The sequence below is a fragment of the Bacteroides bouchesdurhonensis genome (assembly GCF_900155865.1).
In the GTDB taxonomy this organism is placed as follows: domain Bacteria; phylum Bacteroidota; class Bacteroidia; order Bacteroidales; family Bacteroidaceae; genus Bacteroides; species Bacteroides bouchesdurhonensis.
Genome location: NZ_LT707006.1, coordinates 110,148 through 133,030, shown reverse-complemented (window position 1 = coordinate 133,030; position 22,883 = coordinate 110,148). Strand labels below are relative to the sequence as shown.

The window sequence follows — 22,883 nt, the reverse complement described above, 5'->3', positions numbered from 1 at the left end:
ATGCAGTAGCCCTTTTATGTTTCCTGTTTTTAGTCGAGCTTATGTAACTTTTTCTGGGGACCGTTTACTTCTTGCGGGTTACCTTTGTAGGAAAGGCTACCTCCACCGGTAAACTGTGCGGATAGTTTTTCGCTTACATTGCAACTGATGTCTCCGGAGCCATTGATGTTTACTTCTACATTCTTTTTCGTTTGTATGCTATTGGTAAGCTGTATATTTCCCGAACCATTGATTCCCATACTATTCAGTTCGGGAGAAGAAACTCTGATTTCTAATGTTCCTCTATCTCTTATATTGATGTTATTGGGATACTTTATAAATAGCGTGTTTTTATCGACATAGATTTTCAGTATTGAGATTATATTGTCAGAACCGTAAATTTCGAAATGGGTATTTGCGTCTTGTTGATAGATAATATCTGCACTCCCCGACAGCGTAATTGCGTTGAATGGGCTGATTTCTATACAATCCCCATCTACACGGGCTACAGTAAATTTTTTTGGGCTAAGTTTCTTTCCATTGTGATAGAAAGTATCAAAAGCACTTATATGGTAAGGTTCTATACAACATCCCATATGCTCTTGTGTAGGACCAGCTTTCACACTCCTAATCTCAATCCTGTTTTTAAGATATATAAATTTAATCAGATGCAGGGCATACGCATTAAATAATTTACCATTTTTCAAGTGTTTTGATTTCTATTATTGTATTAAACTACATTATCGCCTTAAAGAAAAATCAGAAAAAGAGTTATAAGTTAGCAAAGGAAATCATTGATGGTTATGAAAACAGAGATGTTATCTTTAATAGAGTTACCCGGCATATCTCCGAAAGTACAGGACATGGTAGGCTTGAAAAAAGAATATGTACTGTAGTCACTTACGGTTCTATCATGGAGAGCATGTTCAAAAATAAATTTGTAGGATTGAAGTCAATTGTAGGTGTGAAATCTGAAAGAATAATAATGTCGACGGGAGAACGTACTCAAGAAAACAGGTATTATATAACTTCATTGGATAATACAACCCCGGAAGAAATCTCTTCGGCTATCAGGCAACACTGGTCTATTGAAAATAATCTACATTGGCAGTTGGATGTTACCTTTAGGGAAGACGATAGCAAGAAGGTCAAGAATGCGGCTAGAAATTTTTCGGCAGTAACGAAAATGGCACTCTCTATTTTAAAGAATGATAAGGAAACAAAGGGTAGTATGAACTTGAAAAGACTAAAAGCGGGATGGGATGAAAACTATCTGGAAAAACTTTTGCTAAACGCTATATTTTAATGCGTCTGCCCTGGCGTTTTATCTGTGTTGAGGTGGAACATGATATCGACTGCACCGATATTGAGCACACACAAATTTTTGCCCAACTGAAATCTGAACTATAGGCTGGTGCCCGGCATTGACTCGCCGTCACACAAAATAAGGGAATGTTTATCTGGTGAAGAAGGTGAAGTAGGCTGAAAGGTGAAAAAGAATCATGGATTCACCGCAATTTCCTGAATAAAAGGAAGTTGCTTTTCGGTGAAGAGAATGAATGAAAGATCTGTTTATAGTATTCTTTTTTAAGAATGGAGACTTTCGAGAGTTTTTTTATCAATCTCCGTCTTTTATTTCGTATATTTGATGTAGTGCAGAAGAATCCCAATGATCTCGATGCGAGGGGAATCATCATGATGCGTTCTCCTCTTTTCACTTCATCCAGAATGGGAATAGGGAAAGAGGGGACTTACGCATACGACATTTACGAGTTAGAACCGCAAAGTTGCCGCCAAACTGCTTGGAATAGGCAGAACAACACTGTACAGTAAACTGGAAGAATATGGATTAGAGTATAAATTGCAGCAATAATGGCCAGCAATTCGCTTAAATTGAGTATTTTTGTAGTAATAATGAGAGTAGGTAGAGAAAATTCCAACAAATATTCCGATGAAACTGATGCGAGTTATCAAGGTGATTTATTCTATATCAAGGATAATAAACCTATGTGTTTAGATTATGAGAAATTCTCATTTATAGAAAAGAAATAAAGATAATGAACGAAGAGAACAAGATAATATTGTATCAAGACGATAACGAAATAACTCGGGTATCGGTGCGCTTTGCTGATGAGGATTTATGGCTGACACAGGCACAGTTGGCAGAGATATATGATACAACAAAACAGAATATCAGCCAACATATAGAGAATATCCTAAACGATGGTGAGTTGGATATTAAACGAACTGTAAAGGAATTCTTGACAGTTCGCCAAGAAGGTAACCGTCGGGTACAGCGTAGTATCGTACACTATAACCTTGATATGGTAATTGCCTTAGGATATCGTGTTCAGTCGCAAGTGGCTACACGCTTCCGTCGTTGGGCAACCCAACGTTTGCATGAGTATATTCAGAAAGGGTTTACTATGGATGATGAGCGTTTAAAGCAAGGCAGCAACCGTTATTTCCGCGAGTTATTGCAGCGCATCAGGGACATTCGTAGCAGCGAACGTAACTTTTATCAGCAAGTTACAGATATTTATGCCACTGCAACTGATTATGATCCCCGTAGCGAAATGACCAAAGCATTTTTTGCAACTGTGCAAAATAAACTACACTATGCTGTTCACGAGAATACGGCAGCTGAAGTAATATATCATCGGGTAGATAATGAAAAGCCGTTTGTGGGAATGACTAACTTTAAAGGTAACTATGTAACCAAGGATGATGTGAAGATTGCCAAAAACTACTTGTCGGAAATAGAACTCCAACGTTTGAATTTGCTTGTCTCCGGTTTCTTAGACTTTGCCGAATTTCAGGCATTGGAAATGAATCCAATGACGATGAAAGACTGGATAGAGGCACTTGACAATCAGATTGTCGCTCATAAACGAAAAGTATTGATTGGCAAAGGGAATGTTTCGCATAAACAAGCGATTGAGAAAGCTGAAAAAGAATTCGAGATCTATCGTAAACGTGAAATGAATTTGCTTGAAAGCGATTTTGATAGAGAAATCAAGAAACTGAAAGATAAATAGTAATTTTCTTTATTAGAATACAAACAATGGTTACTATATATCTTGATAAACAGCTTTTTAGCCATCTGTTTAAAGCGGAAGAGAAGAAATACTCCGTTTTGCGTGAGAAAATATTGTCTCATAAGGACGAATTTATTTTCTTTTATTCAGATGCTCATTTGCATGATCTTCAGCAGGATACTACTGATATTAAATATGAGGAAATGGACTTTTCTCAAATTAAAGCAGATAATTGGAGTAGAGTTCTGTTATTAAATGATGCGGAAATGTGCTTGACAAAATTTCAAAAAGTTCCAATGTTATGTTTTTGGATAAAACCCAAAACAATCAGTTCAATTACCTCATGATTAATGGATATTTATACTTTTCATAAATTCAAATTGAACAAACAATATTAATGAACAGAGTGAGGCAAAAGATGTGATTTATATTTGGGAAAACCAGCCGTCGGTTAATTTTCTGTGCGGCGACGTTTTTAACTTTGGCACGGCCTGACTCCCACAACGAGGCAGGAATCGACATTTTCGCACTGAAAGACATTCTAGGATAGCTTCAGACGATAAGTTCCGTCATGACGGGGAAGCAACCCTCAGCGTTTATCTCGCTCCTTTTAGCTAGAACGAAACCTTGACATCCGTCTGTTCTATAACTCTATTCTTCAATGTTGTAAAATTACTTAATATTGAGTTATTTACAACTATAATAAATATGGCGGAACTGCAAAACAAAATCCCGTTTCGGATAATAAAACCCGTCTTTTCCCGATTATCGAAAAAATGGCTATCTTCATGGTAAGTAATCAAAGATAGGAGCGTTCTTTGCGGTTATGAAGGGCGTGGTGGCAGATACAGGGACGTGTTTTCCACGAGATTATTCGTTCGGAAAAAAGTAACGGATAAGTAGAAATTCTTTCTTTTTTCTCCCCAATATCCTGCTTTTTAGCGAATTGTACAGCTTGAGAGAAATAACGTTTCCCCTCCTAAATATCAGCTAGTTACTTTATTTTGTCCAAATCTGCCGTTTTTACGTGAGTTCTTTCTATTTTTGCATCGTTGTTCAGAGATTTATGATGGAGACGATTATAGAAGATGATGAATTGGGTATCTTGGTGATACGTGCTAATCCACGTGCTAGAAGCTTGGTATTCCGTACAAAAAGTGATGCTATTTATGTGTCGGTTCCTCCCGGTACGACAATAAAGGAAGTCAAACGTGCCATTGAAGATTTACGTAGCAAGTTGCGGTTTTCTCGCCAAAAGTTGATGCGTCCGTTAATAGACTTAAATTATCGTATTGATGCCGAGTTTTTCAAACTCTCTTTGGTTACTGGTGAGAAGGAACAGTTTATGGCTAATTCTAAATTAGGGCATATGCAGATTGTTTGTCCTCCACAAGCAGTCTTTGCAGATGAAGGGTTGCAGAATTGGTTGCGCAAAGTGATTGAAGAATCATTAAGAAAAAACGCGAAAGTAATTCTTCCTTCTCGTTTAGAGCATTTATCTAAACAAAGCGGCTTGTCTTATAAGAGTGTGAAGATAAACTCAAGCCAAGGGCGATGGGGAAGTTGCTCGGCACGAAAGGATATTAATCTGTCATACTATCTAGTTTTATTGCCTTCTCATTTGATTGATTATGTGCTTTTGCATGAATTGTGTCATACGCGTGAAATGAATCATAGCGAACGTTTCTGGGGATTGCTGAATCGATTCACTAATGGTAATGCAACGGCTTTGCGGAATGAACTTAAGGGATATCGGACAGGTATATAAACATTGAAATATAAGTACCATACAGACCATTCATCGGAGTGAAACTACGGGAGGAACAAAATAAAGGGGTAAAAAAGATAGAAATAATGTATATCTCAATAAATGCCAAATATTTGTATTAACTTTGTGATCAAATAGATATAAGAACGTATGAAGTGGTCAATAAAGCATTTACCAAAACGAACCCAAGAGGAGTTAAACACCTTACGGGAGCTTATTAAGCGCCATGTGTCGTGGTGTGATATGATTATATTATATGGTAGTTATGCTCGTGGCGGTTATGTTTTGTGGGATGAGAGAGTTGAGTTTGGTGTACATACCTCATACCAGAGTGACTTAGATATTATGGTGGTCATTTCAAAGCCAAACGTAAAGCATGTCGAAGATAGGCTGAGAGATAAAGTTACGCCCAAATATCATAAAACTTTTGCTTATCGTCGTCATGCTTCTCCCCAATTCATTGTAGAGTATGCTGATACACTTAATAAAGCCCTCGAACGTAGTCAGTATTTCTTTACGGATATAGTGAAAGAGGGTATTAAGATATATGACAACAAAGAGTTTAAATTGGCTAAACCTCGTGAACTGTCGTTTAAAGAGATTAAAAAGTTTGCTATTGATGAGTTTGAAACGCACTATCCGCGTGGAAATGAATATTTAGATGCTGGGTACTATTTTAATAATAAGGGACAATATATTGGAGGCTCATTTTTACTTCATCAAGCATGTGAACGTTTTTATAACGCTATCAGTCTTGTCTTTACAAACTACCGTTCTAAGAGCCATAAATTGAATGAATTGAGTAGCTTTACCAAAGAGTATTCAAGAGAATTGGCAGTAGTATTTCCTTTGAATACCGATTTTGAAAAGCGATGTTTTGATTTGCTTTGTCGTGCATATATTGAGGCTCGTTACAATAAAGATTTTGTTGTAAACAAAGAAGAATATGCCTATATGCTTGAACGAATCGAAATACTCAAAGAGATATCATTTCGTATTTGTACCGAAAAAATAGCCTCTTATGATGAGTTAATCGCACAGGAAGAAGCTTAGCTAAAACAAAATAAGGAAAGGAGCTCTTCGTTATGAGCTCTTTTGAATGATAAAATAATATACTTTTCTGAGTTTTGATACACACATGTATTGATCGTGTGAATCCATTCTTATTTTTATTTAGCTAATTGTTTAATACCATCCTCCTCTTTTTCAAATCGATAAGTACCTCCGTTTTCACTAAGATCGAATACTGAAACCAATTCTGTCTGATTGTCTACAATCATCAAAGCACTCTGTTCAGCAAAACGGCCCACTTCAACTGTATAAGGCTCGTCCGTTATTGCTTTGCATGAAATCAAACTATCATTGATAAGCAAAGAAATGGAATCGCCAGCAAATCCTTTCACTAAGCTGATTGAATAAGTCTCAATGAAATGACGTTCACCCTCTTTCTTATGTTGGAGTCTCATACTCATATAAATGAAGATAACAACGACAAAGATGACAGCAAAAGCCAAGATCCCGTTACCTATCATAAATTGCTTATTAGTGTTTAAATGATGTGCCATAATTACTGTTTTTTTATAATTGCGGCGTAAAGATACGAAGTTCGTATAGTTAATTCATATTTTTTTTCTTTAATGTTTTGTAGTCGAACATATTATTTATATCTTTGCAACCGGAAACGGATGAAAGGTGGAGGGGCAATTAAGCTCCTTTTTTTGTTCTTAATAGCGAATAAATGATAGAAAAGAAAACTGTTTGTCAGATTGTTGATGAGTGGCTGAAAGGAAAAGACTACTTTTTAGTAGAGGTAACTGTGAGCCCTGATGACAAGATCGTGGTCGAGATCGACCATGCAGAAGGTGTTTGGATTGAAGATTGCGTAGAGCTTAGCCGCTTTATCGAATCGAAACTGAACCGTGAAGAGGAGGATTATGAACTGGAAGTAGGTTCAGCCGGTATCGGACAACCCTTTAAAGTTCTGCAACAGTATTACATTCACATCGGGCAAGAAGTGGAAGTAATGACAAAAGACGGACGTAAACTTGTCGGCATACTGAAAGACGCCGATGAAGAGAAATTTACGATAGCCGTACAGAAGAAAGTAAAACTGGAAGGAACCAAACGTCCCAAACTGGTAGAAGAGGATGAAACCTTCACTTATGAGCAAATAAAATATACTAAATACTTAATTAGCTTTAAATAGTTATGGCCAAAAAAGAAGAAACAATCAGCTTGATTGATACATTTTCGGAATTTAAAGAACTGAAGAATATTGATAGAACCACGATGGTCAGCGTCCTTGAAGAGTCGTTCCGTAGTGTGATCGCGAAAATGTTTGGCACCGATGAGAATTACGACGTGATCGTGAACCCTGACAAAGGGGACTTTGAGATATGGCGTAACCGTGAAGTTGTGGCCGATGAAGACCTGACAAACCCAAATATGCAGATTCCTTTGACTGAAGCACAGAAAATTGATGCTTCTTACGAAGTGGGTGAAGAGGTAACTGATGAAGTTATCTTTGCTAAGTTCGGTCGTCGTGCTATTCTGAATCTCCGCCAGACATTGGCTTCTAAGATTCTGGAGCTAGAGAAAGACAGTATTTATAACAAATATATTGATAAAGTTGGTACTATCATCAATGCAGAAGTTTATCAGATCTGGAAAAAAGAAATGTTGCTTCTTGACGATGAAGGAAACGAACTGCTATTGCCTAAAACAGAACAGATCCCGAGCGATTTTTATCGTAAAGGAGAAACAGCCCGTGCAGTAGTTGCCCGTGTAGATAACAAGAACAATAATCCGAAGATTATCTTGTCACGTACTTCTCCTGTTTTCTTGCAGCGTCTGTTTGAAATGGAGGTACCCGAAATCAATGATGGTTTGATTACTATCAAGAAGATTGCCCGTATACCTGGTGAACGTGCCAAGATCGCGGTAGAATCTTACGATGACAGAATCGATCCCGTAGGAGCTTGCGTAGGTGTAAAGGGTAGTCGTATTCATGGCATTGTTCGTGAGCTTCGCAATGAAAATATCGATGTAATTAACTATACTTCGAATATTTCATTGTTTATTCAGCGTGCTTTAAGCCCGGCAAAGATTTCTTCTATCCGGCTGAATGAGGAAGAGAGGAAAGCAGAAGTATTCCTTAAGCCGGAAGAGGTATCGTTGGCTATTGGTAAAGGCGGTTTGAATATCAAACTGGCCAGTATGTTAACTGAGTACACTATCGATGTGTTCCGTGAGTTGGATGAAAATGTGCAGGATGAAGACATCTATCTGGATGAGTTTAGAGACGAAATTGACGGATGGGTGATCGATGCAATCAAAGCGATTGGCATTGATACAGCAAAGGCTGTATTGAATGCACCTCGTGAGATGTTGATTGAAAAAACGGATTTGGAAGAAGAGACGGTGGACGAGGTAATACGCATTTTGAAATCGGAGTTTGAAGAAGAAGAACCATTGCATGAGTAATTTTATGAATTACTCCAATTGGGAATTCTTCGCTCCATTTATTCATTAAATTTATAATATGACGATAAGGTTAAACAAAGTTACAAGAGATTTGAATGTAGGAATCGCGACGGTAGTTGAGTTCTTGCAGAAAAAAGGGTATACCGTTGAGGCTAATCCTAATACAAAAATTAGCGAGGAGCAATACGCTATACTCGTGAAGGAGTTTAGTACAGATAAGAACCTTAGACTTGAATCGGAGCGTTTCATTCAGGAACGTCAGAATAAGGAGCGTAATAAAGCGTCGGTATCGATTGACGGCTTTGAAAAGCATCAGGAGAAACCGAAGTCAGAAGATGTGATCAAGACAGTCGTACCTGAGGATGCACGTCCGAAGTTTAAACCTGTCGGAAAAATTGATTTAAATAATTTAAGCGGTCGGAAGGTAGAAAAAGAACCCGAAAAGAAGGTCGAACCTAAGAAAGTGGAACCTAAAGTGGTAGAACAACCTGTAGTGGAACCTAAAGTCGTAGAGCAGCCTGTAGTGAAGCCTGAAGTAAAAAAGGAGGAACCGAAGGTAGAAGTTATACCGACTCCCGTTGAACCGGTGGCTGTACCAGAATCTGTAGTGGAACCGAAACCGGCAGAAGTTGAAGAGAAGAAAGTCGTGGAAGAAGTGAAAAAAGAAGAGCCGAAGGTTGAAGTTGCACCTGTGAAGGCGGAAGAACGTAAAGAAGAAAAAGCGGTTGATGTAGCTCCGGTGAAAGAAGAGCAAACTGAAACAGAAGCTCCGAAAGAAGATGAAGTCTTCAAGATTCGCCAACCGGAACTGGGTGCGAAGATCAATGTAATCGGCCAGATTGACTTGGCTGCATTAAATCAGTCTACTCGTCCTAAGAAAAAATCGAAGGAAGAAAAACGTCGCGAAAGGGAGGAGAAAGAGAAGATCCGTCAGGATCAGAAGAAGTTGATGAAGGAAGCTATCATCAAGGAAATTCGTAAAGATGATAATAAACCGCAATCGAAAGGAAGTGGAGGTTCAAAAGATAATGCAGAGAACTCAGCAAATAAGAAGAAACGGAATCGTATCAACAAGGAAAAGGTTGATGTAAATAACGTAGTTACTTCTAATTTTGCAAGTCCGCGGCCGAATACTCAAGGTGGCAGAGGAAACAATGGAGGTAATGCAAATGCCCAAGGCAATAATAAGAAGAACAATAATAAAGAACGCTTCAAGAAGCCGGTCATCAAGCAGGAGGTCAGCGAAGAAGATGTAGCAAAACAGGTGAAAGAGACACTGGCTCGTCTGACAACCAAAGGTAAGAATAAGACCGCTAAGTACCGTAAAGAAAAACGTGAAATGGTTTCCAACCGTATGCAAGAGTTGGAAGATCAGGAAATGGCAGAAAGCAAGGTATTGAAGCTGACTGAATTCGTTACTGCTAATGAGTTGGCAACGATGATGGATATCTCTGTGAACCAGGTTATTGCTACTTGTATGAGTATTGGTATGATGGTTTCTATTAACCAACGTCTGGATGCAGAAACTATTAACCTTGTAGCAGAAGAGTTTGGTTTCAAGACTGAATACATCAGTGCAGAAGTTGCACAGGCTGTTGTAGAAGAAGAAGATGCACCGGAAGATTTGTTGCCACGTGCTCCGATTGTGACAGTGATGGGACACGTAGACCATGGTAAGACTTCATTGCTTGACTATATCCGTAAAGCGAATGTAATTGCCGGTGAAGCCGGAGGTATTACACAGCATATCGGTGCATATAATGTGAAATTAGAAGACGGACGCCGTATCACGTTCCTGGATACTCCGGGGCACGAGGCATTTACTGCAATGCGTGCACGTGGTGCGAAAGTAACGGATATTGCAATCATCATTGTAGCTGCCGACGATAATGTGATGCCACAAACAAAAGAGGCAATCAATCATGCGATGGCTGCAGGTGTACCGATTGTATTTGCAATCAATAAGGTGGATAAACCTACTGCAAATCCGGATAAGATTAAAGAAGAACTGGCTGCTATGAACTACCTTGTGGAAGAATGGGGAGGTAAATACCAGTCTCAGGATATCTCAGCCAAGAAAGGTATAGGTGTGGAAGATCTGATGGAGAAAGTATTGCTGGAAGCTGAAATGCTTGATTTGAAGGCAAACCCGAACCGGAATGCTACAGGTTCTATCATCGAATCTTCATTGGATAAGGGACGTGGTTATGTAGCTACAGTCTTGGTATCCAACGGTACATTGAAAGTTGGTGATATTGTGTTGGCAGGAACTAGCTACGGTCGTGTGAAGGCTATGTTCAACGAGCGTAATCAACGTATTAAAGAAGCAGGACCTTCTGAACCGGCATTGATTTTGGGATTAAACGGTGCTCCTGCAGCTGGTGATACATTCCATGTAGTCAATACTGACCAGGAAGCTCGTGAGATTACGAATAAGCGTGAACAATTGGCACGTGAACAAGGTTTGCGTACTCAGAAGATTCTTACTTTGGATGAGTTGGGTCGCCGTATTGCTCTGGGTAACTTCCAGGAATTGAATATCATCGTTAAGGGTGATGTGGACGGTTCAGTGGAAGCATTGAGCGACTCATTGATTAAATTGTCTACCGAACAGATCCAGGTAAATGTAATCCATAAAGGTGTGGGAGCAATCTCCGAATCGGATGTATCATTAGCTGCTGCTTCAGATGCGATTATTGTCGGATTCCAGGTACGTCCTTCAGGTGCTGCAGCTAAGATGGCTGAACAGGAAGGGGTTGATATCCGTAAGTATTCTGTCATCTACGATGCAATCGAAGAAGTGAAGTCGGCTATGGAAGGTATGTTAGCTCCGGAATTGAAAGAACAAATAACTGCTACGATCGAAATCCGCGAGGTGTTCAATATCACGAAAGTGGGATTGGTTGCCGGTGCGATGGTGAAGACCGGAAAGGTGAAGAGAAGCGACAAGGCTCGTTTGATTCGCGATGGTATTGTTATCTTTACCGGAAATATCAATGCGCTGAAACGTTTCAAAGACGATGTGAAAGAAGTAGGTACAAACTTTGAGTGTGGTATTAGCCTAGTGAATTGCAATGACATGAAAGTGGGTGATATGATCGAAACATTTGAAGAAATAGAAGTGAAACAGACACTGTAAGAATGTTATAAGTGAATGTTATAATATAACAGACGCTGTGAAAATAAAAAAGGTGGTAATGTGGTACTGTTTGTAGGACACCACCTTACCACCTTATTACTTTATTAGCGGTTATCATTCCATTGTTTACAGGCTTATAATTTTTCACTTTTAATTTTTATAGACGTGACAACAATTGATATTATTATCCTTATTATAATGGGTGCTGGTGTAGTGGCTGGCTTTATGAAAGGCTTTATCCGTCAATTGGCTTCTATCTTGGGATTGATTGTTGGTTTGTTGGCTGCTAAAGCGTTGTATACAACGTTGGCGGAAAAGCTTTGTCCGTCACTGACAGACTCGATGACAGTTGCACAGGTGTTGGCTTTTATAATGATATGGATTGCGGTCCCATTGATATTTACATTGGTAGCAACTTTGCTGACCAAGGCAATGGAGGCAATATCATTAGGTTGGCTGAACCGTTGGTTAGGAAGCGGCTTAGGAGCAATTAAGTTTCTGTTGCTGACAAGTTTGGTGATCTGTGTGATAGAGTTTATCGATAGCGATAATAAGTTAATTAGTGCAACAAAAAAGAGAGAATCGTTGTTATATTATCCAATGGAAACGTTTGCAGGAATTTTTTTTCCTGCTGCTAAGAATATGACGCAACAATATATATTAGAGAATAAAGATGCAACAAGAATCCAATAAGAAAAACCCCAAAGAAAAGGACGAACTCGAAAAGAATAAAACCGATAATGAGTTTGTTCGTAAGTTTGCGGAAGAAAAGTACAAATATGGTTTCACCACGGAGGTGCACACAGACATTATTGAGCGTGGACTCAATGAGGATGTGATTCGTCTGATTTCATCGAAGAAGAATGAACCGGAGTGGTTGCTGGAATTCCGGCTGAAAGCATATCAGCATTGGCTGACACTGGAGATGCCTACATGGGCACATCTCCGTATTCCTGAAATTGATTATCAGGCTATCTCTTATTATGCGGATCCGACAAAGAAAAAAGACGGACCGAAGAGTATGGATGAGGTGGATCCTGAACTGGTAAAGACATTCAATAAGCTCGGAATTCCTTTGGAAGAACAGATGGCGTTGAGTGGAATGGCAGTGGATGCTGTGATGGACTCAGTTTCCGTAAAGACTACATTTAAGGAAACCCTGATGGAAAAAGGAATTATCTTCTGTTCTTTCAGTGAGGCTGTACGCGAACACCCCGATTTGGTAAAGAAATACCTTGGCTCGGTAGTTGGCTATCGGGATAATTTCTTTGCGGCATTAAATTCTGCCGTATTCTCAGACGGATCGTTTGTTTATATTCCCAAAGGGGTTCGTTGCCCGATGGAGCTTTCTACTTATTTCCGTATCAATGCTGCCAATACCGGACAGTTTGAACGTACACTGATCGTGGCGGATGATGATTCGTATGTTTCTTATCTGGAAGGCTGTACAGCACCAATGAGAGATGAGAATCAACTGCATGCTGCTATTGTCGAAATTGTAGTGCACGACCGTGCTGAAGTGAAGTATAGTACTGTTCAAAACTGGTATCCGGGAGATGCACAAGGTAAGGGTGGCGTTTATAACTTTGTGACTAAACGTGGAAACTGTAAAGGAGTGGACAGTAAATTATCCTGGACACAAGTGGAAACCGGTTCGGCAATCACTTGGAAATATCCCTCATGCATTCTGACGGGTGATAATTCGACTGCAGAATTCTATTCTGTAGCGGTGACCAATAACTACCAACAGGCTGATACCGGTACGAAGATGATTCATTTGGGTAAGAATACCCGTAGTACAATAGTAAGTAAGGGAATCTCTGCGGGACGGAGTGAGAACTCTTACCGTGGCTTGGTCCGAGTGGCGGAAAAAGCTGATAATGCCCGTAATTATAGTCAGTGCGACTCTTTATTATTGGGCGATAAGTGTGGAGCACATACATTTCCGTATATGGATATTCATAATGAAACTGCTGTGGTAGAGCACGAAGCTACTACCAGCAAAATTAGTGAAGACCAGATATTCTATTGCAATCAACGCGGTATTCCGACTGAAGATGCGATAGGGCTGATTGTAAACGGATATGCGAAAGAAGTATTGAATAAGCTTCCGATGGAGTTTGCTGTAGAAGCACAGAAGTTGCTTACTATTTCGTTGGAAGGAAGTGTAGGGTAAATGAGTTAATTTTAAAGATTATGTTAGAGATAAAAGACCTGCATGCCAGCATTAATGGCAAAGAAATATTGAAAGGCATTAACTTGACGGTAAGACCGGGCGAGATACATGCAATTATGGGACCGAATGGTTCAGGTAAAAGTACTCTTTCTTCCGTTTTGGTAGGAAATCCCGCTTTTGAGGTGACGAAAGGTTCCATTACTTTTGATGGTAAGAATCTGCTGGAGTTGAGTCCGGAAGACCGTAGTCATGAGGGTATTTTTCTTAGTTTCCAATATCCCGTAGAGATCCCGGGGGTAAGTATGGTAAACTTTATGCGTGCGGCTGTAAATGAACAGCGTAAATATAAAGGGCTGCCGGCATTGACTGCCAGCGAGTTCTTGAAACTGATGCGTGAGAAACGTGCTGTAGTGGAATTGGATAATAAATTGGCTAACCGTTCAGTGAATGAAGGTTTCTCGGGTGGAGAAAAGAAACGGAATGAGATATTTCAAATGGCAATGCTGGAACCGCGTTTGAGTATTCTCGATGAAACAGATTCCGGATTGGATATTGATGCTCTCCGTATCGTAGCAGAAGGAGTAAATAAACTGAAGACTCCCGAAACTAGTACTATCGTCATTACCCACTATCAACGTTTGCTTGATTACATTAAACCTGATGTTGTCCATGTGCTTTATAAAGGCCGTATCGTAAAAACCGCCGGACCGGAACTTGCACTGGAATTGGAAGACAAGGGGTATGATTGGATTAAGAAAGAATTAGGAGAATAATGATGAATGCTGAACAACAATACATAGATCTATTCTCACAAACGGAAGCGATGATTTGCAAACATAGTGCTGAAGTGCTAAATGCACCTCGTGCTGGAGCTTTTGCAGACTTTGAGCGACTCGGATTTCCGAACCGTAAGGTAGAGAAATATAAATATACGGATGTAAGCAAGTATTTTGAACCGGATTTCGGTTTGAACCTAAATCGTTTGTCTATTCCGGTAAATCCGTATGAAGTGTTTAAGTGCGATGTGCCTAACATGAGTACTGCTTTGTATTTTGTGGTGAACGACGCGTTCTATAATAAGGCTCTTCCTAAAATAAATTTGCCTGAAGGTGTAATATTCGGTAGTTTGAAAGAAATAGCAGAACAACAGCCTGATCTGATAAGGAAATATTATGGTAAGTTGGCAGATACTTCCAAAGATGGTGTAACTGCATTCAATACTACTTTTGCACAAGATGGTGCTGTTCTCTATGTGCCTAAGAATGTAGTGGTGGAGAAGCCTATCCAACTCGTAAATATCCTTCGTGCGGATGTGAACTTTATGGTAAATCGCCGGGTACTAATTATCTTGGAAGAGGGTGCACAAGCTCGTTTGTTGATCTGTGACCATGCGATGGATAATGTAAACTTCCTGGCAACTCAGGTAATTGAGGTGTTTGCCGGAGAAAATTCGGTATTTGATCTGTATGAGTTGGAAGAGACGCATACAAGTACGGTTCGTATCAGTAATTTATATGTAAAACAAGAGGCAAATAGTAATGTTTTGCTGAATGGAATGACTCTTCACAACGGGACTACCCGTAATACAACTGAAGTAATATTAGCAGGTGAAGGTGCTGAAATCAATCTTTGCGGCATGGCAATCGCTGATAAGAATCAACAGGTGGATAATAATACATCTATCGATCATGCTGTACCTAATTGTACCAGCAATGAGCTATTTAAATATGTATTAGATGATCAGGCAGTCGGTGCTTTTGCAGGATTGGTACTAGTACGTCCGGATGCTCAGCATACAAATTCACAGCAAACCAACCGTAATTTGTGTGCTACGCGTAATGCGCGCATGTACACTCAGCCGCAACTTGAAATTTATGCAGATGATGTAAAGTGTTCACATGGTGCGACGGTTGGGCAGTTGGATGAGAACGCTTTGTTCTATATGCGTACACGTGGAATTGCCGAGAAAGAAGCGCGGTTGTTATTAATGTTTGCATTTGTCAATGAGGTCATTGATACAATTCGCTTGGATGCACTTAAAGATCGTTTGCATATGTTAGTTGAGAAACGCTTCCGGGGTGAACTGAATAAGTGTCAGGGCTGTGCGATCTGTAAATAGAGCTTGTACGGAACACTAATCTTTAATAATTGAAATTCATGGATATTCAAAAGATACGCGAAGACTTTCCGATATTGAGTCGTACAATTTATGGTAAGCCGTTGGTCTACTTAGATAATGCTGCGACTACTCAGAAGCCTCGCTTGGTGATTGACTCGTTGGTGGATGAATATTATTCCGTTAATGCTAATGTACATCGCGGTGTGCATTACTTATCCCAACAGGCTACGGAATTACATGAATCTTCCCGCGAAACTGTACGTCAATTTATCAATGCGCATAGTACGAATGAGGTCATTTTTACACGGGGAACGACAGAAAGCATTAACTTGTTGGTCTCTAGTTTTGGTGACGAGTTTATGCAAGAAGGAGATGAAGTGATTCTCTCGGTGATGGAACATCATAGTAATATTGTACCTTGGCAGTTATTGGCTGCTCGCAAGGGAATTGCTATTAAAGTAATCCCAATGAATGATAAGGGTGAATTGTTGCTGGATGAATATGAAAAGCTATTCTCTGAGCGTACTAAGATTGTCAGTGTGATGCAAGTCTCAAATGTACTTGGCACTGTAAATCCGGTGAAGGAGATGATTAAGATAGCACATGAGCATGGTGTACCATTCTTGGTGGACGCTGCTCAATCTATCCCTCATATGAAGGTAGACGTACAGGAACTGGATGCAGATTTTCTTGTGTTCTCCGGTCATAAAATCTATGGTCCGACGGGAGTGGGAGTACTCTATGGGAAAGAGCAGTGGTTAGACCGTTTACCGCCATATCAAGGAGGAGGAGAGATGATTCAGCATGTCTCCTTTGAAAAGACGACTTTCAATGAACTTCCTTTTAAGTTTGAAGCCGGTACTCCGGATTATATCGGTACTACCGGATTGGCGAAAGCACTAGACTATGTAAATGGTATCGGTATCGAGCAGATTGCAGCTCATGAGCATGAATTGACTACGTATGCTCTGAAACGATTGAAAGAGATTCCTGATATGCGTATTTTGGGGGAAGCTGCTGATAGAGGAGCTGTTATTTCATTCCTTGTAGGTGATATTCACCATTTCGATTTGGGAACTCTATTGGATCGTTTGGGGATTGCTGTTCGTACAGGACACCATTGTGCACAACCGTTGATGCAACGTCTTGGTATTGAAGGAACAGTGCGGGCTTCTTTTGCTTTATATAATACAAAAAGTGAGATAGATGCATTGGTGGCAAGTATCGATCGTGTCCGTAGGATGTTTTAAGAATATTTGTAAGAAGAGGTTTTATACGAATTCTTTAGAATAATCACTAAAAGATGGCATATACAAATGAGATACCAATCCTCATTTATACATGCCATCTTCTATTTTAGAACATTTGCTGAATATCCTCTTTTAGCTATATATATTTTACACCGTAAATATATATATATATATATATATTGATGGCTCTTTAAGGAAAATATTTGCTATCCTCATTTTGTATGTCGTCAATGTAGTATTTTCCGTCTTTTTCGATAACTTCAACCGCTATTTCTCTCATTTTCGAATATTGAGAAGTCTTGTAACTGATACGATACGTATTTGCTTTATCCGCAGGCGTCACCTTGAGAGATGGACGCCATAGATATTCAAAATCAAAGCCTCTTATCAACAGATCATACTCTTTGTATCCGTCCAGCCTATTCGACTCTTCCGCTTTGTTAAATTGCTCTTGGGCTTTCAGAGTAAGGTTCTCTCTGCGTATACTTGCCAGCTCCTGTTGCAGATTCGGAATCAGGCAACCGTACTTGGTCGTGTAAAGTTCGTAGAAACTCTTCACGAAAGCGAGAGGCTCGGTACGGTCCACTGTCGGAAAGGTATCTGTATGACACCATAGACTGTCGCCGTATATTTGACCTTCATCTTGTGGCGTGATATAAGCTATCAGGCATCGGCCATTCTCCTCGACCACCTTCACAGGAATATTATATCGATGCTCATATGGTCCACCTTTCCCAGAAGTGTATTTCACCATGTACCAGTCGTTTCCCAATTCTTTTATCTTCAACGTTTCACATGAGTCTTCCGGTACATCTTGAGCACGAATGACGGCATTTATGTCGGTGTTAGCACTCATTCTTAAAATTTTATTTTTCATTGCTTCTGTCATGTATCCGGCGTGCAGTTGAAATATATGTTCACGTCTTGATGACGGAGAAAGGTAACTGCTATAAAACTTCTTTAGCATTTCGACCGCTTTGGGGTTTGCAACTGGAATGTCGATAGATTCTTCTTGCGGATTTATTTCATTTTCGCTGCCAGGGTCGTTTTGCCTCTCGATCGCTTCCTGAGATGAGGCATCGGTTATTTCTTCTTGCAGATTTATTCCGTTTTCATTGCCGGGCTCATTTAACGTTGCCTCTTCTTGTGGAAAGTCGGTGATGCCCTTTTTCTTCTTTTGTTCCATACATGAGATGGCAGAAAATACAATTATGAAGAGGATAAATGTTTTGAAATAATTCATGTTGTTTTTGTTTACGTATATCAAATATAGTACTTTATTTCAATACTTACAATTATTATTCGCTAAAAATGTATGATAAAAGAATCTCCGCACAACATTGTAATATGTTCATACGGAGAATAAACGTCTGCTTTATTCCGCAGTCAGTTCAATGACACGACTATGAGTTTGGCTTGTGGTAAACGCATTAATTCCGACTTTCATCAGATAATCACCGGAATAAGTTTTTTCATTGGCTGCCAGATTAGACTTTTTGTTTGGCATTAGATTGATTTCCTTTACCTTATACATTTTTTTTGCATCCAATCCTTGAAGTTTTACAGGGAATAACTTTTCGCCGAAACGTGGATGGATATCGTATGTGTATAATACCGCTTTTGAAGCATCAGGAGCGGCATACATTATAGCCATATGATTTCCGTCATATGGAGAAACAAGTCTGTATTGATCACCATCCAGGATTACCGATTTCAAACGCTTCCAGTTAGCTACTGCATTTTGGCAATAAGCCAGTTCGTCGGCATTTAACTCTTTCAAACCGAGGTCGAAGCCAAGTTTACACATACTTGCCACATCGGTACGGAACTTAACACTGGTATTTTTATTCCAACTGGTTACGTGTGCGCACATTGCTTTAGACGGGAAAATTTGTGAGAATCCCCATTGGATGAAGATACGTTCTACGGGATCAGTATTATCGCTGCACCAGAACTCTGTGTAATATTTCAGGGCTTCATAATCACAACGTGCACCACCACCGGAGCACAGCATCATCGGTACATTGGGATATTTGTCTTTGATACGATTCAGTACATTATATATACCACGCACGTGATTGATATAAAGCTGTCCCTGTTTGTCCTTCAGATATGGAGAGTAAATATTCGTAATAGGAGAGTTGCAGTCCCATTTGAAGAAGGCTACTTCCGGGTTTTCTGTCAGAATATTATCTACAACGCCGAATACAAAGTCTTGTACTTTCGGATTACTAAGGTCGAGTACTAATTGGTTACGGTAATAATAAGTTTCACGATTTGGAAGATGTATTGCCCAATCAGGGTGTTTCTCAAATAAATCACTTTTGGGATTTACCATTTCCGGTTCAATCCAGATACCGAATTTTACTCCGGCTTCTTTGGCGGATTTTACAAGAGCAGGAATACCACCGGGCAGTTTTGATTTCATGACTTCCCAATCACCAAGTCCGGCATGATCATCATTACGCGGATGTTTGTTGCCAAACCAACCGTCATCAAGTAAGAACATATCCACACCAAGATGTTTCGCTTCTTTCATTAGTTCCCCAAGTAGCTCTTCGTTAAAGTTGAAGTAAGTATTTTCCCAGTTATTCAGCAAAGTGAGGCGATCACCCTGTCCATCTTTCAATTGGTAATTACGTGCCCAAGCATGAAGATTACGGCTAGCTTCTCCTGTACCATTGTTGCTGAAAGTGAAAATGAATTCCGGTGTAGAGAAAACTTCGCCAGCTTTCAATTCATAGTAGGAAGCATAGGGGTTGATAGCCGGGATAACACGCAGATTGCCTACATTATCTACTTCAAAAGTAAATTGGAAGTTTCCGGTCCAGCCAAGAGTACCTAACATTACACGTCCTTGTTGCTCTTGCACCGGTTGGTCCAGCCCAAGTTCGAAGAAAGGATGTGTGTGCATCGCAGCTCGGCTTCCCAGTTTGGTATCAATCACTTTTTTCCCAAACATCAGAGGCTGTGTACTCATTCTAGCTTCTTTAGCCCAATCGCTACTGAACTCTGTCAGATAATAATTGGTGTTGGAAAAATAAAGCATGGTCGAAGCATAACGCCATAAATTGATAGGTTTCTTTTCGCTATGTTTGATTTCACTCCAAGTCTTTATAACGTTTTCCTTCGGATAAGCGATGTAATGCAGTGTTACTTCCACCGGATATTGGTCGTCTTTTAGATTAATCACTGTTTCTGTTCCGCCCTTTACTTCTTTCTGCTCGGCAGAAACATAACGGAATATTGTACTTGGATTTCCGTCGCAATGGGTAATTGCTACAGCCGGTTCGAAGTAATCTTCAGCACCGGAACCTGGATATACTTCCCAACCGCGAGTAGATACACTACCGTCCGAACCACCTTTTACGGCATAAGAGAAGTTGTTGATATCCTGTTCGTTCAATAACTTATCTCCAAGATAAGATTGATACAGGCGTCCGTTGGGTGCAACTTGTAAGATTAAGTCTGTGTTGTCCGTAGAGATACGGATGATTTTCTTTTCTTGAGCATTTATCTGTGCTAACATAGATAAAGCCATCAATAATACAAATAATTTCTTCATGTGTTTTTAATAATAAATTGGGCTAGTTTGCAAAATAGATTAAGCGAATCGCAAAGATAATGATTCTATTTATTATGTCTGAATAACTTCAGGATTTAAGTTTGCACCGGACTCTATGGCAAGTGGGTGCAAAAAGTTACCATTACCACCAGATCTGTTTCCCATTCTCATACGTAAATATACGTTCTTCTTCCCCCTTTGTCAGATCTCTCAGCCAATACAGAGCACCTGTAGGTACGTTTTTATATTCTAGTGTTACCGTATTAGCTTTCTGTTTTCCAAGTGAGTTCCAATGTCCGTTGCCCCAATAAAACAATTCATAGGTATCTCCTATGTCGATTGTATTTCCATCACCGCGGGCTGTGAAAAGAATCTTTTCAATATCTACAGGTTTTCCAAAATCCATACCTACCCATGCCCCATTAGATGTCGGTGCGTCGAAGGAAGTCAATAAGTTATGGTCGAATACTTTCGTTTTATTGTAATTCTCATTATTGTTCCAAGCACCATCTGTACCTATTATTTCCCCTTCGATGAACGAATGGTTCTCTCTTTCCACAAAGTATATCTCTGCTATGTTACAATTGCAATATTCTTCGGGCTGGTAGTAACGCCAATACCTGTATTTCCCGCAAGAATCAGGAATATTCGCTTCCATACCTATCGTCCCCCACTGCTTAATCTTATGAACGACCTTGGCATTCTTGAAATCCGGATTATCTGCAACTTGAAATTCACCGTTGTACAATCTTTCTGCCCCTTCATTCAGATGTGGAAAAACAGGGTATTTTCTATGTAAAACCAATGTCTGACGTTTCAGTGTATCCGGAATCAATTTCTTCACTTCTCCTTTGTAAGTCAGTACAAAAGGATCGGCTATTGCTAATTGCCATTCATTTTCTTCATAATATACAGGTAAGTACACAATATTTTTCCCCATATTCTTGAAGTGTGCTTTGCCATGTTTTATTCGCGTAAAATCAATAGGCGTCCATGTATGGTTATTGAAGACTGAGAGATAGGCAAATTTCCCATTCTTTCCGTTTACTTCCAGTTCCACATCCACGCAGTCTGTATATTCCGGTGTGACATCTTTGATGAAAGGCGTGGAGAAAGTGGAGGGAATGTATTTTTCCGTTGCTTGTAATTCTTCTAATTCGGAATTTGCTGCATACGTTCTTCTGAATGCTTTTGCCATATGTTCGTCCAGCTTGTGTGGATCGCCCGGATTGGTGTCTGCACCGCCGAAAGACAAATTCTTCCCGTTGTTATTCAGCAGTACATTCCATGTATGTCCCATGGAGCGGAAAGGCCATTGAGGAGTGAAATCGGAGAAAACAGGTATTCCGTTACTTCTGAAAACGGCAGTTGCAATCTCTGTATAATCATCGCACATACCGAAAGGAAGTTTCACTCTTGTGGACATCCGGTAGACTGGTGTCATTCTTGAAGGTACTAAAACCGGATGAAGATCGTTTTTTAAATTGCTGTTTACTTGAATAGCAGCCCGTAGAGCTGAATTCTTATATAGATCACAATATTTCAGATTCTCCAGCTTTTGATTGTAAGTTGTTTTAAGATACTCTTTCCAGTTATCTAAACTTTGGAGGTCTTCAGTCTTATATGGAAGCAGGCATTCGCAAAACTGCTCAAAGTTTAAATGTTTACTCCATGGTCCTTCCTGCCATTGGGCGAAAGCTGTATCAATGTTAGCTATTAGATACTCAGATGTGATTATTTCCACATCCGGTACAGTCTCGTCTTTTATAATCGTGCAAAATCTATCTGATATTCTTTCTAAAGAATATTTTATTTCATCAACGTTATGGTTCTTCATAGCATGGAGTGTGGAATCTATTGCATCATAATACTTGTTGATTGAACTATCTGCCGGAGAGTAATGTCCGGGCATGTTACGGATTAAAAATTTAGCAGCTTCCAGTTTTAATGAGTCGTGTTGATAATGTTCTAGTACTTTTTCTAATTCCGGTCGGTTACTTTTAGCAAGACTCAAAGCTCTTTCTATTCGGGCATCTTGATTTTGACAACCATATACTAACAAGAGAGTGACAGCGATGATAGAACAGCTGATTTTTATTTTATTGTTTATTGACATATTTGTTATATTTATAAAGTTCGGTCCTTTAAGGCTTTTGTTTTGAATAATTTGGTACAGTATTGATTCACCACAAGTGTTTGTAAATAGTAGTTTCCTCTGTTTCTCTTTCTTTAATTATAAGGATTAAATTGTACAATAAAGAAGAGATACTGGAGAATATTACATTTCTCTTGCTAGTAAACGACGGCAAGTTAAAGAAAATCTCTTAGAAGACAAAAAATGTACGTGCAAACATTCATTTCGTTAT

General features: G+C 39.6%; 18 protein-coding genes and 1 pseudogene. 14 read left to right on the top strand and 5 right to left on the bottom strand.

Translation table 11 applies throughout. The annotated features are described in order from the left end of the window. Window positions 1-29: 29 nt before the first annotated feature. Entirely contained in the window at window positions 30-686 is a 657-nt protein-coding gene (locus CZ225_RS00500; protein WP_077152590.1) for a GIN domain-containing protein, read from the bottom strand. 5 nt (window positions 687-691) lie between these two features. Between CZ225_RS00500 and CZ225_RS00495 the strand changes: the two genes are divergently transcribed. The 6 genes and pseudogenes from CZ225_RS00495 to CZ225_RS00460 all read left to right on the top strand — a co-directional run bounded on the left by CZ225_RS00495 (window position 692) and on the right by CZ225_RS00460 (window position 5,838). Continuing rightward, the gene (locus CZ225_RS00495) at window positions 692-1,285 is read left to right on the top strand and encodes an ISAs1 family transposase (protein WP_234982966.1); all 594 of its coding nucleotides are present in this window, start codon (window positions 692-694) and stop codon (window positions 1,283-1,285) included. A gap of 471 nt (window positions 1,286-1,756) precedes the next feature. Continuing rightward, window positions 1,757-1,852: pseudogene (locus CZ225_RS24760) on the top strand (helix-turn-helix domain-containing protein); the annotation flags it as partial. 184 nt (window positions 1,853-2,036) lie between these two features. Then, on the top strand, window positions 2,037-3,017 hold the full coding sequence (locus tag CZ225_RS00475; RefSeq protein WP_077152587.1) for a virulence RhuM family protein: 981 nt from the start codon (window positions 2,037-2,039) through the stop codon (window positions 3,015-3,017). A 26-nt stretch (window positions 3,018-3,043) separates the two neighbouring features. Further along, the gene (locus CZ225_RS23995) at window positions 3,044-3,364 is read left to right on the top strand and encodes a hypothetical protein (protein ID WP_077152586.1); all 321 of its coding nucleotides are present in this window, start codon (window positions 3,044-3,046) and stop codon (window positions 3,362-3,364) included. 722 nt (window positions 3,365-4,086) lie between these two features. Next, complete coding sequence (locus CZ225_RS00465) at window positions 4,087-4,785, top strand: YgjP family zinc-dependent metalloprotease (RefSeq protein ID WP_077155620.1); 699 nt, start codon at window positions 4,087-4,089, stop codon at window positions 4,783-4,785. Window positions 4,786-4,935: 150 nt separating this feature from the next. Continuing rightward, window positions 4,936-5,838, top strand: a complete 903-nt coding sequence (locus CZ225_RS00460; RefSeq protein ID WP_077152585.1) for a HEPN domain-containing protein — start codon at window positions 4,936-4,938, stop codon at window positions 5,836-5,838. Between the two features lie 116 nt (window positions 5,839-5,954). Here the strand turns inward: CZ225_RS00460 and CZ225_RS00455 are convergent, their stop codons facing one another. Further along, window positions 5,955-6,350: a hypothetical protein gene (locus tag CZ225_RS00455; protein WP_077152584.1), complete on the bottom strand. Its 396-nt coding sequence runs from the start codon at window positions 6,348-6,350 to the stop codon at window positions 5,955-5,957. Between the two features lie 173 nt (window positions 6,351-6,523). Between CZ225_RS00455 and rimP the strand changes: the two genes are divergently transcribed. The 8 genes from rimP (at window position 6,524) to CZ225_RS00415 (ending at window position 16,952) form a co-directional block, all read left to right on the top strand. Continuing rightward, entirely contained in the window at window positions 6,524-6,991 is a 468-nt protein-coding gene (rimP, locus tag CZ225_RS00450) for a ribosome assembly cofactor RimP (RefSeq protein ID WP_077152583.1), read from the top strand. A 2-nt stretch (window positions 6,992-6,993) separates the two neighbouring features. Continuing rightward, window positions 6,994-8,268, top strand: coding sequence for a transcription termination factor NusA (gene nusA, locus CZ225_RS00445; RefSeq protein ID WP_077152582.1), 1,275 nt, complete (start codon window positions 6,994-6,996; stop codon window positions 8,266-8,268). A gap of 58 nt (window positions 8,269-8,326) precedes the next feature. Beyond that, a complete protein-coding gene (gene infB, locus CZ225_RS00440; protein WP_077152581.1) occupies window positions 8,327-11,407 on the top strand; it encodes a translation initiation factor IF-2 in 3,081 nt (1,026 codons plus the stop codon). 165 nt (window positions 11,408-11,572) lie between these two features. Further along, window positions 11,573-12,100, top strand: a complete 528-nt coding sequence (locus CZ225_RS00435; protein ID WP_077152580.1) for a CvpA family protein — start codon at window positions 11,573-11,575, stop codon at window positions 12,098-12,100. Continuing rightward, on the top strand, window positions 12,081-13,583 hold the full coding sequence (gene sufB, locus CZ225_RS00430) for a Fe-S cluster assembly protein SufB (protein ID WP_077152579.1): 1,503 nt from the start codon (window positions 12,081-12,083) through the stop codon (window positions 13,581-13,583). The genes CZ225_RS00435 and sufB overlap by 20 nt, the downstream gene beginning before the upstream one ends. A gap of 20 nt (window positions 13,584-13,603) precedes the next feature. Continuing rightward, on the top strand, window positions 13,604-14,356 hold the full coding sequence (sufC, locus tag CZ225_RS00425; protein WP_077152578.1) for a Fe-S cluster assembly ATPase SufC: 753 nt from the start codon (window positions 13,604-13,606) through the stop codon (window positions 14,354-14,356). Window positions 14,357-14,358: 2 nt separating this feature from the next. Continuing rightward, complete coding sequence (gene sufD / locus CZ225_RS00420; protein WP_077152577.1) at window positions 14,359-15,702, top strand: Fe-S cluster assembly protein SufD; 1,344 nt, start codon at window positions 14,359-14,361, stop codon at window positions 15,700-15,702. Between the two features lie 38 nt (window positions 15,703-15,740). After that, window positions 15,741-16,952 (top strand): aminotransferase class V-fold PLP-dependent enzyme, encoded by a 1,212-nt coding sequence (locus CZ225_RS00415; protein WP_077152576.1) that lies wholly within the window; start codon window positions 15,741-15,743, stop codon window positions 16,950-16,952. A gap of 190 nt (window positions 16,953-17,142) precedes the next feature. On the opposite strand, the gene CZ225_RS00410 is transcribed toward CZ225_RS00415, so the two are convergent. The 3 genes from CZ225_RS00410 to CZ225_RS00400 form a co-directional block, all read right to left on the bottom strand. Beyond that, complete coding sequence (locus CZ225_RS00410) at window positions 17,143-18,195, bottom strand: DUF3828 domain-containing protein (RefSeq protein ID WP_077152575.1); 1,053 nt, start codon at window positions 18,193-18,195, stop codon at window positions 17,143-17,145. A 132-nt stretch (window positions 18,196-18,327) separates the two neighbouring features. After that, entirely contained in the window at window positions 18,328-20,517 is a 2,190-nt protein-coding gene (locus CZ225_RS00405; protein WP_077152574.1) for an alpha-galactosidase, read from the bottom strand. Window positions 20,518-20,659: 142 nt separating this feature from the next. Continuing rightward, complete coding sequence (locus CZ225_RS00400; protein ID WP_077152573.1) at window positions 20,660-22,633, bottom strand: transglutaminase domain-containing protein; 1,974 nt, start codon at window positions 22,631-22,633, stop codon at window positions 20,660-20,662. Window positions 22,634-22,883 lie beyond the last annotated feature (250 nt).